General features: G+C 56.1%; 12 protein-coding genes. 10 read left to right on the forward strand and 2 right to left on the reverse strand.

Going from position 1 to position 14,554, the window contains the following annotated elements; translation table 11 throughout:
* Nucleotides 1–163 precede the first annotated feature (163 nt).
* From tal to ACCW71_RS11320, 3 genes are all read left to right on the forward strand, one after another.
* Nucleotides 164–1,117: a transaldolase gene (gene tal / locus ACCW71_RS11310; protein WP_436371357.1), complete on the forward strand. Its 954-nt coding sequence runs from the start codon at nt 164–166 to the stop codon at nt 1,115–1,117.
* 125 nt (nt 1,118–1,242) lie between these two features.
* The gene (mog, locus tag ACCW71_RS11315) at nt 1,243–1,830 is read left to right on the forward strand and encodes a molybdopterin adenylyltransferase (protein ID WP_436371358.1); all 588 of its coding nucleotides are present in this window, start codon (nt 1,243–1,245) and stop codon (nt 1,828–1,830) included.
* A gap of 106 nt (nt 1,831–1,936) precedes the next feature.
* Nucleotides 1,937–3,250 (forward strand): MFS transporter, encoded by a 1,314-nt coding sequence (locus tag ACCW71_RS11320; RefSeq protein ID WP_436371360.1) that lies wholly within the window; start codon nt 1,937–1,939, stop codon nt 3,248–3,250.
* Nucleotides 3,251–3,282: 32 nt separating this feature from the next.
* On the opposite strand, the gene satP is transcribed toward ACCW71_RS11320, so the two are convergent.
* Complete coding sequence (gene satP / locus ACCW71_RS11325; RefSeq protein ID WP_436371362.1) at nt 3,283–3,852, reverse strand: acetate uptake transporter; 570 nt, start codon at nt 3,850–3,852, stop codon at nt 3,283–3,285.
* A gap of 304 nt (nt 3,853–4,156) precedes the next feature.
* Between satP and dnaK the strand changes: the two genes are divergently transcribed.
* The 4 genes from dnaK to nhaR all read left to right on the forward strand — a co-directional run bounded on the left by dnaK (nt 4,157) and on the right by nhaR (nt 9,662).
* Nucleotides 4,157–6,067: a molecular chaperone DnaK gene (dnaK, locus tag ACCW71_RS11330; protein ID WP_436371364.1), complete on the forward strand. Its 1,911-nt coding sequence runs from the start codon at nt 4,157–4,159 to the stop codon at nt 6,065–6,067.
* A gap of 104 nt (nt 6,068–6,171) precedes the next feature.
* Complete coding sequence (gene dnaJ / locus ACCW71_RS11335; RefSeq protein ID WP_436371366.1) at nt 6,172–7,317, forward strand: molecular chaperone DnaJ; 1,146 nt, start codon at nt 6,172–6,174, stop codon at nt 7,315–7,317.
* Nucleotides 7,318–7,534: 217 nt separating this feature from the next.
* Entirely contained in the window at nt 7,535–8,713 is a 1,179-nt protein-coding gene (gene nhaA / locus ACCW71_RS11340; protein WP_436371368.1) for a Na+/H+ antiporter NhaA, read from the forward strand.
* Between the two features lie 31 nt (nt 8,714–8,744).
* Nucleotides 8,745–9,662: a transcriptional activator NhaR gene (gene nhaR, locus ACCW71_RS11345; protein ID WP_436371370.1), complete on the forward strand. Its 918-nt coding sequence runs from the start codon at nt 8,745–8,747 to the stop codon at nt 9,660–9,662.
* A 38-nt stretch (nt 9,663–9,700) separates the two neighbouring features.
* Here the strand turns inward: nhaR and rpsT are convergent, their stop codons facing one another.
* Nucleotides 9,701–9,964: a 30S ribosomal protein S20 gene (gene rpsT / locus ACCW71_RS11350; protein WP_006117633.1), complete on the reverse strand. Its 264-nt coding sequence runs from the start codon at nt 9,962–9,964 to the stop codon at nt 9,701–9,703.
* 306 nt (nt 9,965–10,270) lie between these two features.
* Between rpsT and ribF the strand changes: the two genes are divergently transcribed.
* The 3 genes from ribF to lspA are packed head-to-tail and all read left to right on the forward strand — an operon-like array spanning nt 10,271 to nt 14,553.
* On the forward strand, nt 10,271–11,206 hold the full coding sequence (ribF, locus tag ACCW71_RS11355; RefSeq protein WP_436371372.1) for a bifunctional riboflavin kinase/FAD synthetase: 936 nt from the start codon (nt 10,271–10,273) through the stop codon (nt 11,204–11,206).
* Nucleotides 11,207–11,230: 24 nt separating this feature from the next.
* Nucleotides 11,231–14,047 carry an isoleucine--tRNA ligase gene (gene ileS, locus ACCW71_RS11360; protein WP_436371374.1) on the forward strand — a complete coding sequence of 939 codons (2,817 nt, stop codon included), beginning with the start codon at nt 11,231–11,233 and terminating at the stop codon, nt 14,045–14,047.
* A complete protein-coding gene (gene lspA, locus ACCW71_RS11365; protein ID WP_436371376.1) occupies nt 14,047–14,553 on the forward strand; it encodes a signal peptidase II in 507 nt (168 codons plus the stop codon). The genes ileS and lspA overlap by 1 nt, the downstream gene beginning before the upstream one ends.
* The last annotated feature ends 1 nt before the right edge of the window (nt 14,554 follow it).

The following is a 14,554-nucleotide window of genomic DNA, read 5'->3' on the forward strand; positions in this document are numbered from 1 at the left end:
TATCTGGCCTGGCAGTGTAACAAAAAAGCCGCAAAGAATGACGAATCACACCGATTTGTTGCCGCTATGGTAAACGGCATTCCCTGACCTTGCGCCACCGTTGGCGCGTGATATTATCGCAACAGCCTTTTTTCACCCTGACAGTTAACTAAGAGAAAAGAACATGACGGACAAACTTACCTCCCTGCGTCAGCTCACTACCGTGGTCGCTGACACCGGTGATATTGCGGCCATGAAGCTCTATCAGCCGCAGGATGCCACCACCAACCCTTCTCTGATCCTCAACGCCGCACAAATCCCTGAATACCGCAAACTGATCGATGAAGCGATCGGCTGGGCGCGTGAGCAGAGCAGCAACAAAGAAGAGCAGTTACAGCTGGTTTCTGACAAGCTGGCTGTGAACATTGGTCTGGAAATTCTTAAGCTGATCCCAGGTCGTATCTCGACTGAAGTGGATGCCCGTCTCTCTTATGACACCGAAGGCAGCATCGCTAAAGCCCGTAGCCTGATCAAACTCTACAACGACGCCGGTATCAGCAACGACCGCATCCTGATCAAACTGGCTTCAACCTGGCAGGGCATCCGTGCGGCGGAGCAGCTGGAAAAAGAGGGTATCAACTGTAACCTGACGCTGCTGTTCTCCTTTGCGCAGGCGCGTGCCTGTGCCGAAGCGGGCGTCTATCTGATTTCGCCGTTTGTTGGCCGTATCCTCGACTGGTACAAAGCCAATACCGACAAAAAAGAGTATGCCGCGCATGAAGATCCGGGCGTGATTTCTGTCTCTGAAATCTACAACTACTACAAGCAGCACGGCTATGAAACCGTGGTGATGGGCGCCAGCTTCCGTAACACCGGCGAAATCATCGAGCTGGCGGGCTGCGACCGCCTGACCATTTCGCCTGCGCTGCTGAAAGAGCTGGCAGAGAGCGAAGGCAGCCTGGAGCGTAAACTGAGCTACAGCGGTGAAGTGAAAGCGCGTCCGGCCCGTATGACCGAGTCTGAGTTCCTGTGGCAGCACAACCAGGATCCGATGGCGGTGGCCAAGCTGGCGGAAGGTATCCGCAATTTTGCCGTCGATCAGGGCAAACTTGAGAAGATGCTGGCAGAACTGCTGTAATCGCTTACCGTGGCGGCGCAGGCCGTCACGGTTTTCCCTTTTGCCACACTTTCACTTTATATTATCCTTTCTGCTATTCCCCTTTTGACGCTACCGCACCGCGGTAAACCACAGCGAAGCTCATCATGAACACATTACGCATTGGCCTGATCTCGGTATCTGACCGCGCCGCGAACGGCATCTATCAGGATCAGGGTATTCCCGCGCTGGAGAGCTGGCTCAGCAGCGCCATCAGCAGTCCGTTTGAAATTGAGTCCCGGCTGGTGCCCGACGAACAGCCGATGATCGAGCAGGCGATTTGTGAACTGGTCGATGAACGCTTTTGCCATCTGGTGTTAACCACCGGCGGCACCGGTCCGGCGCGACGCGACGTTACGCCCGATGCGACCTTAGCGGTCGCCGACCGCGAGATGCCAGGGTTTGGTGAGCAGATGCGCCAGATCAGCCTGCAATTTGTGCCGACAGCGATTCTATCGCGCCAGGTGGGGGTGATCCGCAAACAGTCGCTGATCCTCAATCTGCCGGGTCAGCCGAAGTCGATTAAAGAGACGCTGGAAGGGCTGAAAGATGAGCAGGGCAAAGTGATAGTCCACGGCATCTTCGCCTCTGTACCTTATTGTTTACAGCTGCTGGAAGGGCCATACGTCGAAACGCATCCGGCGGTGGTAGCAGCATTTCGGCCTAAAAGCGCGATACGTGAGATAAATAACTGAATATTCCCCATTTCAGGCATAAGCTACAGCCTTGCTGGTGTGGCAAAAGATTGACGGTATAGTAAGCCCAGCTTTACAACTTTGTCTCTTTTGCCTCTGGACTATTATGAACCTGACTCCTACGCAGCGTCTGACCGGTAAGGATTACAAAACCCTGGCGCTGGCCGCGCTGGGCGGCGCGCTGGAATTCTACGACTTCATCATCTTTGTCTTTTTTGCCGCGGTAATCGGCGAACTCTTTTTCCCCGCTGACATCCCGGAATGGCTGCGTCAGTTGCAGACCTTCGCCATTTTTGCCGCAGGCTATCTGGCCCGTCCGCTGGGCGGCATTATCATGGCGCACTTTGGCGATAAGCTGGGGCGCAAGAAGATGTTCAGCCTGAGTATTCTGCTGATGGCGCTGCCGACCTTAATGATGGGCGCGCTGCCCACCTGGCAGACGATTGGCCTTGCCGCGCCGCTGCTGATGTTGCTGCTGCGCATGTTGCAGGGGGCGGCGATTGGCGGTGAAGTGCCAGGCGCCTGGGTGTTTGTCGCTGAGCATGTGCCCTATAAACGGATTGGCATCGCCTGCGGCACGCTGACGGCCGGGTTGACCGTCGGCATTCTGCTGGGTTCGCTGGTGGCGACGCTGATCAATAGCTCGATGTCGCAGCAGGCGATTCATGATGGCGGCTGGCGTATTCCCTTTTTCCTCGGTGGCCTGTTTGGGCTTGGCGCGATGGTTCTGCGTCGCTGGCTGCATGAAACGCCGGTGTTTGTTGAGATGCAACAGCGAAAGGCGCTGGCGCAGACGCTGCCGCTGAAAACCGTGCTGGCCGATCATAAAAAGTCGGTGGTGATCTCCATGCTGCTGACCTGGCTGCTCTCGGCCTGCATTGTGGTGGTGATCCTGATGTCGCCGGTCTGGCTGCAAAAGCAGCAAGGCTTTGCGCCAGCGCTGACGTTGCAGGCCAACAGCATCGCGACCGTCATGCTCTGCCTGGGCTGCATCGTTGCCGGGCTGGCCGCCGATCGCTTTGGTGCCAGCCGGACGCTGTGTGTCGGTAGCCTGCTGCTGGCGCTCTGTAGCTGGCAGTTTTATCATCTGACCGCCCTCTATCCGCAGCAGCTGTTTCTGCTCTATGGGCTGGCCGGTCTCAGCGTCGGCGTTGTGGGCACGGTGCCGTTCGTGATGGTGCGCGCCTTTCCTGCCGAAGTGCGTTTCACCGGGCTCTCTTTTTCCTACAATCTTTCCTATGCGATCTTCGGTGGGCTGACGCCTGTCTTTGTCTCCCTGCTGATGCCGATCTCAAAGATGGCTCCCTGCTGGTATGTGATGGCGCTGGCGCTGGTCGGGCTGGTGACGGGGATCTGGCTGCGACGTGACATCAGCCATGCCCCTGAAGAGCGTAAAGAAGTGAAACAGGCGCAGGGATAGAACGCGGAGGCGGGCTCCGCGTTTGACTCAGATCAGATCGCTTTTGCGCCAATCGGCAGAATGGTGCGACCAAAGGTTTCGTTCAGCACTTCACCCATCGCCAGATAACAGGCGCTGGCACCGCAGATTATGCCCACCCAGCCGGCGACTGGCACCAGCGTCGGCAGAGCGCAAAGGTGTGCCACCGCCAGCAGCGCAAACAGCAGCGTCAGTGAGGCAAAGACAAACTGCAACATCCGTGCGCCCTTCAGCGTCCCGACAAACATGAACAGCGTGAAAATTCCCCACAGGGCCAGCCAGGCACCGAGAAAGCGCGGGTCGCTGGCCTTCGCCAGACCCGTTTCCGGCAGCAGCAGGATCGCCACAAAGCTCAGCCAGAACATGCCGTACGAGGTAAAGGCGGTCAGCCCGAAGGTATTCCCCTTTTTGAACTCAAGCAGGCCAGCCAGCAGCTGCGCGATGCCGCCATAAAAAATGCCCATCGCTAAAATGGTCACGTCCATCGCGAATAAGCCTGTGTTGTACAGATTCAGCAAAATAGTTGTCATGCCAAACCCCATTAATCCCAATGGGGCGGGGTTAGCCAGCGTAGAATTTGCCATAGTTCCTCGGCGGTAAAAGTCGTCGTTAATGAGAAAAAGGCCCCCGTTTCAATCCGGGAGGCAAAGAGAGCGCCGCATCATATTCAGCGTCATGCTGCCGGTCTTTGATCCCGACCGGGCCAATGTGGAAAAATTTTTTTTAATTTAACCCTTGATGCGCATCGAAGCGGTCCCCATTTACTTCTCATCGAGCGTTGTGAACGTTGAAAAAAAAGCGTGTGCTGGCAGGTTGAATGCAAACAACTCGCCCACATAAAAGGTTCACAACCCAAACTGGTAACGAATTTAAGTGGGAGATGTTTAGATGGGTAAGATTATTGGTATTGACCTGGGTACAACCAACTCTTGTGTTGCGATCATGGATGGCACTAAAGCACGTGTGCTGGAAAATGCCGAGGGCGATCGCACCACGCCTTCAATTATTGCTTACACGCAGGATGGCGAAACGCTGGTCGGTCAACCGGCTAAACGTCAGGCAGTGACCAACCCGCAGAACACCCTGTTTGCGATTAAGCGTCTGATCGGTCGCCGCTTCCAGGATGAAGAAGTGCAGCGTGATATTAAAATCATGCCATACAAAATCACCAGCGCTGACAATGGCGACGCCTGGCTGGAAGTGAAAGGTCAGAAAATGGCGCCTCCGCAGATCTCTGCTGAAGTGCTGAAAAAAATGAAAAAGACCGCCGAAGATTATCTTGGTGAGCCGGTGACTGAAGCGGTAATTACCGTACCTGCTTACTTTAACGATGCACAGCGTCAGGCGACCAAAGATGCAGGCCGCATCGCCGGTCTGGAAGTGAAGCGTATCATCAACGAACCGACCGCTGCGGCGCTGGCTTATGGTCTGGACAAAGGCCAGGGCAACCGCACCATCGCGGTTTATGACCTGGGTGGCGGTACTTTCGACATCTCAATCATTGAGATCGACGAAGTTGACGGCGAAAAAACCTTTGAAGTACTGGCGACCAACGGTGACACCCACCTGGGTGGTGAAGACTTCGATAGCCGCCTGATTAACTATCTGGTTGCTGAATTCAAGAAAGACCAGGGCATCGATCTGCACAACGATCCGCTGGCGATGCAGCGTCTGAAAGAAGCGGCAGAGAAAGCGAAAATCGAACTCTCTTCTGCGCAGCAGACCGACGTTAACCTGCCATACATCACGGCAGACGCGACCGGTCCTAAGCACCTGAACATCAAAGTGACCCGTGCGAAACTGGAGTCACTGGTTGAAGATCTGGTTGCCCGTTCAATCGCACCACTGAAAGTGGCGTTACAGGATGCGGGTCTGTCGGTATCAGACATTAACGACGTTATCCTGGTGGGTGGTCAGACTCGTATGCCACTGGTTCAGGCCAAAGTGACCGAGTTCTTTGGTAAAGAGCCACGTAAAGATGTGAACCCGGACGAAGCGGTAGCAGTGGGTGCGGCGGTTCAGGGGGGCGTACTGGGTGGCGACGTGAAAGACGTGCTGCTGCTGGACGTGACTCCGCTGTCACTGGGTATCGAAACCATGGGTGGCGTGATGACTTCGCTGATCAGCAAGAACACCACCATCCCAACCAAGCACAGCCAGGTCTTCTCGACTGCGGAAGATAACCAGTCAGCCGTGACCATTCACGTGTTGCAGGGTGAGCGTAAACGCGCAGGGGATAACAAATCACTGGGCCAGTTCAACCTCGACGGTATCCAGGCTGCGCCGCGCGGTATGCCGCAGATCGAAGTCACCTTCGACATCGATGCGGATGGTATCCTGCACGTGTCAGCGAAAGATAAGAACAGCGGTAAAGAGCAGAAAATCACCATCAAAGCCTCTTCTGGTCTGAACGATGAAGAGATCGAAAAAATGGTGCGCGACGCGGAAGCGAACGCAGAGTCTGACCGCAAGTTCGAAGAGCTGGTACAGACGCGCAACCAGGGCGATCAGATTGCCCACAGCACGCGCAAGCAGCTGGAAGAAGCGGGTGACAAACTCTCCGCTGATGACAAAGCGCCAATCGAAGCCGCACTGGCCGCGCTGGAAACTGCGCTGAAAGGCGAAGATAAAGCGGAAATCGACGCCAAAATGCAGGCGCTGATGGAAGTCTCCGGCAAGCTGATGGAAGCGGCACAGCAGTCTCAGGCGGGTGCAGCGGATGCCGGTGATGCGTCAGCGAAGAAAGATGACGACGTTGTCGACGCTGAATTCGAAGAAGTGAAAGACAACAAGAAATAATTGCCCCTGACCGGGCGCGACGGCTGGCCTGACAGCCGTTGAAACCAGCACGGGCGTAGGAGATCTCTCCACGCCCGTGCGATCATGTTAAGGGCTAAATAAATATGGCGAAGAGTGATTACTACGAGATTTTAGGCGTCGCCAAATCCGCGGACGAGCGTGAAATCAAAAAGGCTTATAAACGCCTGGCAATGAAATTTCACCCAGACCGTAACCCCGGGGATAAAGAGGCCGAAGCCAAATTCAAAGAGGCCAAGGAAGCCTACGAAATTCTGACCGATGCGCAGAAGCGTGCGGCCTACGATCAATATGGTCATGCAGCCTTTGAACAGGGCGGCATGGGCGGTGGTGGATTCGGCGGCGGCGGCTTTGGTGGCGGCGGTGCAGACTTCAGCGATATCTTTGGCGACGTATTCGGTGACATCTTTGGTGGTGGACGCCGTCAGCGCGCCTCCCGTGGCGCCGATTTACGCTACAACATGGAGCTGTCGCTGGAAGAAGCGGTACGCGGCGTGACCAAAGAGATCCGCATTCCGACGCTGGAAGAGTGTGACGTCTGCCACGGCAGCGGCGCGAAAGCGGGCACCCAGCCACAAACCTGTTCTACCTGTCACGGTGCCGGTCAGGTGCAGATGCGCCAGGGCTTCTTCACCGTGCAGCAACCCTGTCCGACCTGTCATGGTCGCGGCTCGGTGATTAAAGATCCGTGCAACGCCTGTCATGGTCATGGCCGGGTTGAGAAGTCGAAAACGCTGTCAGTAAAAATCCCGGCAGGGGTCGATACCGGCGATCGTATTCGTCTGAGCGGTGAAGGTGAAGCGGGCGAGCAGGGCGCACCGGCGGGCGATCTCTATGTTCAGGTGTCGGTGAAGAAACACCCGATCTTCGAGCGTGAAGAGAACAACCTCTACTGTGAAGTGCCGATCAACTTTGCAATGGCGGCGCTGGGCGGTGAGATTGAAGTGCCGACGCTGGATGGTCGCGTGAAGCTGAAAGTGCCGTCTGAGACGCAGACCGGCAAGCTGTTCCGTATGCGTGGACGCGGTGTGAAATCGGTGCGCGGCGGCGCGGTGGGTGATTTACTCTGCCGTGTGGTGGTGGAGACGCCTGTCAGCCTCAATGAGAAACAGAAAGCGCTGCTGCGTGAGCTGGAAGAGAGCTTTGGCGGTCCGAGCGGTGAGCATAACAGCCCGCGTTCCAAGAGCTTCTTTGACGGTGTAAAAAAGTTCTTTGACGATCTGACCCGCTAAGTCAGCTGATGAAAAACGGAGCCGCGTGCTCCGTTTTTTTTGGCCTCCCTGCTGCGGGCCTGGGCTTTTCAGCCGGATGCCAGGCCGCCATTTCCTGCTCACCTTTTTCATTAATGCTCGGTTAAACCGAACAGATAGCGCGGAATAAGCTACTTTTAACGAAGTATATCCGCGGTTACACTGTTTAACATTCTGTCTCTGTTTAGGAAGAAGAACGTTGAACAAGCCGCGCAAACTCAAAAACCTGCTTAAAAGCTTTATTGAGAGTGACGCCAGCAATGGCGTCGTATTAATCCTGGCGGCGGTCGCTGCCATGATCCTCGCTAACAACGCCGCCACTGCCCAGGGCTATCAGGCGTTGCTGAATGAACCGGTACAGATCCGCTTTGGTGCGCTGGATATCAGTAAAAACCTGCTGCTGTGGATCAATGATGCACTGATGGCGCTGTTTTTCCTGTTAATCGGCCTGGAAGTGAAGCGTGAACTGATGGTCGGCGAGCTGGCCAGTCGCGATCGCGCCATCTTCCCGGTTATCGCTGCGCTGGGCGGCATGGCGATACCGGCCCTGATCTTCCTGTTTTTTAACCACGACAATGAGATTGCGCGTAACGGCTGGGCGATCCCCACCGCCACCGATATTGCCTTTGCGCTGGGGGTGCTGGCCCTGCTCGGCAGCCGCGTGCCGACCGCGCTGAAAGTATTTCTGATGGCGCTGGCGATTATCGATGACCTCGGCGCGATCGTTATTATCGCGCTGTTTTACACCAGCGATCTGTCGGTGCTGTCGCTCTGCGTCGCCGCCGGGGCGATTGTGGTACTGGCGATTCTGAACCGCTGCAATGTGCGGAATATCGCCATCTATATGCTGGTCGGGATTGTGCTGTGGACCGCGGTGCTGAAGTCGGGCGTACATGCCACCCTGGCGGGTGTGATTGTCGGTTTCTTTGTGCCGCTGGAAAAGAAAGAGGGGCACTCGCCCGCTGAACATCTGGCGCACGGTTTAATGCCGTGGGTGAACTGGCTGATTCTGCCGCTGTTCGCATTCGCTAACGCCGGTATCTCGCTCGCGGGCATCACCCTGGGTGACATCCTTTCGCCTGAACCTACCGGCATCATCCTCGGCCTGTTAATTGGTAAGCCCGTCGGGATCACGCTGTTCTGCTGGCTGGCGGTCAAGCTGCGGCTGGCTGTGCTGCCGCATGGCACCACCCTGCGAGATATTATGGCGATTGGCGTGCTGTGTGGTATCGGCTTCACCATGTCGATATTTATCAGTTCGCTGGCCTTTGACGCCGCCCATGAACAGCTGGTGACCTTCTCCAAACTGGGGATTCTGACCGGTTCTCTGCTGTCAGCCGTTATCGGCTACACCCTGTTGCGGATTAAACTGCGTTAATGGAGAGGAGGCGAAAGCCTCCTTTTTTTCGATGAATCAGCTCAACTTCAACCATCTCTACTACTTCTGGCAGGTCTGTAAAAGCGGCTCGGTGGCGGGCGCGGCGGAGGCGTTGTATCTGACGCCGCAGACCATTACCGGGCAGATTAAAGCGCTGGAGGAGCGTTTGCAGGGCAAGTTGTTGCGGCGGCAGGGGCGGGGCGTGGTGCCGACCGAACTGGGGCAGCTGGTTTTCCGCTACGCCGACCGGATGTTTATGCTGGGCCAGGAGATGCTGGATATTGTGAACTACCGCAAAGAGGCCAATCTGCTGCTGGATGTGGGGGTAGCAGACGCGCTCTCTAAGCAGCTGGTCAGCAAAGTGCTGGAGACGGCGGTGGTGGCGGAGGAGAAGATCCATCTGCGCTGTTTTGAGTCGACTCACGAAATGCTGCTGGAGCAGCTCAGCCAGCACAAGCTGGATATGATTATCTCTGACTGCTCCATCGATTCGACTCAGCAGGAGGGGCTGTTTTCCGTCAAGCTGGGCGAGTGTCCGGTCAGCTTCTGGTCAACCCAACCGCTGCCGGAATTCCCTTTTCCAGCCTGTCTGGAGACACGGCAGCTGCTGATCCCGGGGCGCCGCTCAATGCTGGGACGTAAAATCCTCAACTGGATCAGCAGCCAGGGCTTGCAGGTAAATATTCTCGGCGAGTTTGACGACGCGGCGTTAATGAAAGCCTTTGGTGCGCAGCATCATGCGATCTTTGTCGCCCCGGCCCTTGACCGGCAGGATCTCTGGCAGCGGGATGCCATCGCTGAGATTGGCCGGCTCGACGCGGTGTTAGAGGAGTATCATATTATCTTTGCGGAACGGATGATTCAGCATCCGGCGGTTCAGCGTATCTGCCACGCCGATTTCAGCGGTCTGTTTCCCCGCCATATCGCAGACGAAAAAAAACCGGCGTAAGCGCCGGTTCTTTCAACAAAGCGATGAACAACGGGCGATTAAGCCAGTTTGTTGATCTGTGCAGTCAGGTTTGCTTTATAACGTGCAGCTTTGTTTTTGTGGATCAGACCTTTAGCAGCCTGACGATCCACGATTGGTTGCATTTCATTGAATGCGTTCTGCGCAGCAGCTTTGTCGCCTGAAGCGATCGCCGCGTATACTTTCTTAACGAAGGTACGCATCATAGAGCGGCGGCTAGCGTTATGCTTACGGCGTTTCTCAGATGTTACGGCGCGTTTCTTAGCTGATTTGATATTAGCCAAGGTCCAACTCCCAAATGTGTTCTATAGAGACAAATCAAAGGCCGAGGACTATGCCCTTCTAACCTGATTTTGTCAATGGATTTGTGCAAATAAGCGTCGCTCTATGAGCAGCACTCGGTTACGTATTTGATGGCGCAAGATTCTACCAGCTTCGCCTCCCTGAATACAGTATTTCGCGACAAAATTCTCAACCGACGCCTCTGCACCAGTAAATGCGGCTTGTTAAGCATGAAAGGCGTGCTGACGGGTTAACCTCAGCCAGTTTCAAGGGTATAATCCGCCGATTTCCACCGGTTTGGGTCAGCCATGAAGTTTATCCGCGGCATTCATAATCTTAACGAGCAGCATCGCGGCTGCGTTCTGACCATTGGTAATTTTGATGGTGTGCACCGGGGGCATCAGGCGCTGATGGCCCGGCTGTGTGAAGAGGGGCGTAAGCGCCAGTTACCGGTAGTGGTGATGGTTTTTGAGCCGCAACCGCTGGAGCTGTTTGCCGGTGATAAAGCCCCGGCTCGTCTGACGCGACTGCGTGATAAACTGCGTTACCTGGAAAAAGCGGGTGTCGATAAAGTGCTCTGCGTCCGGTTCGACTGTCGCTTCGCGGCGCTCTCCGCGCAGCGTTTTATCAGCGAGTTGCTGGTCGAAAAACTGGATGTGAAGTATCTCGCGGTGGGCGATGATTTCCGCTTCGGCGCTGGTCGCCAGGGCGATTTCCTGTTATTAGAGAAAGCCGGTGCGGAGTATGGCTTCGAGGTCGTCAGCACGGAAACCTTCTGTGACGGCGGTAAGCGAATCAGCAGCACCGCCGTTCGTCAGGCGCTGGCCGCCGATGATTTAGCGCTGGCGCAGTCGCTGTTAGGTCACCCTTTCACTATTTCCGGTCGCGTGGTGCACGGTGATGCGCTGGGCCGTACTCTGGGTTTTCCGACCGCCAACCTTCCTCTACGCCGCAGCGTTTCGCCGGTGAAAGGGGTCTATGCGGTGGAAGTACATGGTCTGACGTCCACGCCGCTACCAGGTGTCGCCAATATCGGCACCCGCCCGACGGTAAAAGGTTTACGCCAGCAGCTTGAAGTTCACCTGCTCGACATCAATATGGATCTCTATGGTCGTCACATTGATGTGGTGCTGAAACAGAAAATACGAAACGAGCAGCGCTTTGCCTCACTGGAGGCGTTGAAAGAACAAATTGCGAATGATGTGGTAACGGCCCGGCAGTTCTTCGGGCTGCAATTACCCTGAGCGAAAAACGGAATCGAGAATCTGATGAGTGACTATAAATCTACCCTGAATTTGCCGGAAACGGGATTCCCGATGCGTGGCGATCTGGCCAAACGCGAACCGGGAATGTTGCAACGCTGGTATGCCGACAATCTGTACCGCGTTATCCGTGAAGCCAAAAAAGGGAAAAAAACCTTTATCCTGCATGATGGCCCTCCCTATGCGAACGGCAGCATTCATATTGGTCACTCAGTTAACAAGATTCTGAAAGACATTATCGTCAAGTCGAAAGGCATGGCGGGTTATGACGCGCCGTATGTGCCGGGCTGGGATTGCCACGGTCTGCCTATCGAACACAAAGTTGAGCAGATGATCGGCAAGCCAGGTGAGAAAGTCACCCCCGCTGAGTTCCGCGAAGCGTGCCGTAAATACGCCGCTGAACAGGTTGAAGGCCAGAAGGCGGACTTTATCCGTCTGGGCGTGCTGGGCGACTGGGATCGTCCTTACCTGACCATGGACTTCGGCACTGAAGCCAACATCATTCGTGCGCTGGGCAAAATCATCGGCAACGGCCACCTGCATAAAGGCGCGAAGCCGGTGCACTGGTGCCTGGATTGCCGCTCTGCCCTGGCGGAAGCGGAAGTCGAATATTACGACAAAACCTCCCCGTCAATTGATGTGATGTTCAACGCCATTGATGCCGACGCGGTGCGTCAGGCGTTTGGCGTGACGCAGGTGAACGGCCCGATTTCACTGGTGATCTGGACTACCACGCCGTGGACACTGCCAGCTAACCGCGCTATCTCCCTGCATCCTGAATTTGAGTATCAGCTGATCCAGATCGAGGGCCGTGCCCTGATCCTGGCGAAAGAGCTGGTGGAAAGCGTGATGAAGCGCGCCGGTGTCAGCGAATGGCAGGTGCTGGGCGAATGCAAAGGCGCGGCGCTGGAGCTGCAAAAATTCCAGCATCCGTTCCTGGCGATTGAGTCGCTGGTGGTGCTGGGCGATCACGTCACGCTGGACGCGGGTACCGGTGCGGTGCACACCGCGCCTGGCCACGGCCCGGATGACTATGTGATCGGCCAGAAATATGGCATCGAAACCGCCAATCCGGTGGGACCGGATGGTGCTTATCTGCCAGGCACTTATCCGACGCTGGATGGAGTTAACGTCTTTAAAGCCAACGACATGATCGTTGAGCTGCTGAAAGAGAAGGGCGCGCTGCTGCACGTTGAGAAACTGCTGCACAGCTACCCGCACTGCTGGCGTCATAAAACGCCGATCATCTTCCGTGCCACACCGCAGTGGTTCATCAGCATGGATCAGAAAGGTCTGCGTGCCCAGTCGTTGCAGGAGATCAAAGGCGTGCAGTGGATCCCGGACTGGGGCCAGGCGCGTATTGAGTCCATGGTGGCAAACCGTCCCGACTGGTGTATCTCACGTCAGCGTACCTGGGGCGTGCCAATGGCGCTGTTCGTGCATAAAGAGAGCGAAGAGCTGCACCCGGATACGCTGGCGCTGATGGAAAAAGTGGCGCAGCGCGTGGAGCAGGAGGGTATTCAGGCGTGGTGGGATCTCGACCCGCGCGAGCTGATGGGCGACGACGCCGATCACTACGTTAAAGTGCCGGATACGCTGGATGTCTGGTTCGACTCCGGCTCAACCAGCTACTCTGTCGTAGACGCGCGCCCGGAGTTTGGCGGCCATGCGCCTGACCTTTACCTGGAAGGCTCCGATCAGCATCGCGGCTGGTTTATGTCCTCGCTGATGATCTCGACGGCGATGAAGGGCAAAGCGCCTTATCGTCAGGTACTGACGCACGGTTTCACCGTCGATGGTCAGGGCCGCAAAATGTCGAAATCGATCGGCAACACCGTGTCGCCGCAGGATGTGATGAACAAGCTGGGTGCCGATATTCTGCGCCTGTGGGTGGCTTCAACCGACTACTCCGGCGAAATGGCGGTCTCGGATGAGATCCTCAAGCGTTCCGCCGATGCCTATCGCCGTATCCGTAACACCGCCCGTTTCCTGCTGGCTAACCTCAGCGGCTTCAATCCGGCCACCGATCTGGTGAAACCGGAAGAGATGGTGGTGGTGGATCGCTGGGCTGTGGGCCGTGCGCAGGCGGCGCAGGCGGATATTGTCGCCTCCTATGAAAACTACGATTTCCACGAAGTGATCCAGCGTCTGATGCAGTTCTGCTCGATTGAGATGGGCAGCTTCTATCTCGACATCATCAAGGATCGCCAGTACACCGCCAAAGGGGATAGCCTGGCGCGTCGCAGCTGCCAGACCGCGCTGTGGCATATCGTTGAAGCGCTGGTGCGCTGGATGGCGCCGATCATGTCCTTTACCGCGGATGAGATCTGGGGCTACCTGCCAGGTGAACGCGCGCAGTATGTCTTTACTGAAGAGTGGTATCAGGGACTGTTTGGCCTGGCTGAAGATGAAGCGCTGAATGACGCCTACTGGGCCGAGCTGCTGAAAGTGCGTGGCGAAGTCAACAAGGTGATTGAGCAGGCGCGCGCGGATAAACGTATCGGTGGCGCGCTGGAAGCCACGGTGACGCTCTACGCCGATCCTGAACTGGCGGCTAAACTCCAGGCGCTGGGTAATGAGCTACGCTTTGTGCTGCTGACCTCGGGCGCGCAGGTGACGGATTACGCGCTGGCGAATGACGAAGCGCAGCAGAGCGAGCTGCTGAAAGGTCTGAAAATCGCGCTGCACAAGGCGGAAGGCGAGAAATGTCAGCGCTGCTGGCATTACACTACCGATGTCGGACAGAACCCGGAGCACGCTGCGGTCTGTGGTCGTTGTTACACTAACGTAGCCGGTGAAGGCGAACAGCGTGAATTTGCCTGATGCGTAAACCTATTCTTTCAACCGGATTGCGCTGGCTGTGGCTGGTGCTGGTGGTAATTGTTGTCGACTTCGCCAGTAAGCAGTGGGTGATGAACAACATGATGCTGCATGAAACGCAGCCGCTGATCCCGTTTCTGAACCTGTTCTACGCCCATAACTATGGCGCGGCGTTCAGTTTCCTGGCGGATAAAGGTGGCTGGCAGCGCTGGTTCTTTGCCGGTATCGCGCTGGCGATTGTGATCTCGCTGCTGGTAATGATGTATCGCAACCGGGCCAGCCAGAAGATCGCCAACATCGCGTATGCCCTGATTATCGGCGGCGCGGTCGGCAACCTGTTCGATCGCTCATATCATGGCTTTGTGGTCGACTTTATCGATTTTTATGTCGGTAACTGGCACTTCGCTACATTTAATATCGCTGACTGCGGCATCTGTATTGGTGCCGCACTGGTGGTGCTGGAGGGCTTCTTCAGCCCGAACGGCAAACAGGCTAAACAGAAAGGGTAAG

It is taken from the genome of Pantoea sp. C2G6 (genome assembly GCF_051336815.1).
Lineage (GTDB): Bacteria > Pseudomonadota > Gammaproteobacteria > Enterobacterales > Enterobacteriaceae > Pantoea.

Coding starts and splice junctions, on each gene's coding strand:
- tal (WP_436371357.1), top strand. CDS start 164: ATGACGGACAAACTTACCTCCCTGCGTCAGCTCACTACCGTGGTCGCT.
- mog (WP_436371358.1), top strand. CDS start 1,243: ATGAACACATTACGCATTGGCCTGATCTCGGTATCTGACCGCGCCGCG.
- ACCW71_RS11320 (WP_436371360.1), top strand. CDS start 1,937: ATGAACCTGACTCCTACGCAGCGTCTGACCGGTAAGGATTACAAAACC.
- satP (WP_436371362.1), bottom strand. CDS start 3,852: ATGGCAAATTCTACGCTGGCTAACCCCGCCCCATTGGGATTAATGGGG.
- dnaK (WP_436371364.1), top strand. CDS start 4,157: ATGGGTAAGATTATTGGTATTGACCTGGGTACAACCAACTCTTGTGTT.
- dnaJ (WP_436371366.1), top strand. CDS start 6,172: ATGGCGAAGAGTGATTACTACGAGATTTTAGGCGTCGCCAAATCCGCG.
- nhaR (WP_436371370.1), top strand. CDS start 8,745: ATGAATCAGCTCAACTTCAACCATCTCTACTACTTCTGGCAGGTCTGT.
- ribF (WP_436371372.1), top strand. CDS start 10,271: ATGAAGTTTATCCGCGGCATTCATAATCTTAACGAGCAGCATCGCGGC.
- ileS (WP_436371374.1), top strand. CDS start 11,231: ATGAGTGACTATAAATCTACCCTGAATTTGCCGGAAACGGGATTCCCG.
- lspA (WP_436371376.1), top strand. CDS start 14,047: ATGCGTAAACCTATTCTTTCAACCGGATTGCGCTGGCTGTGGCTGGTG.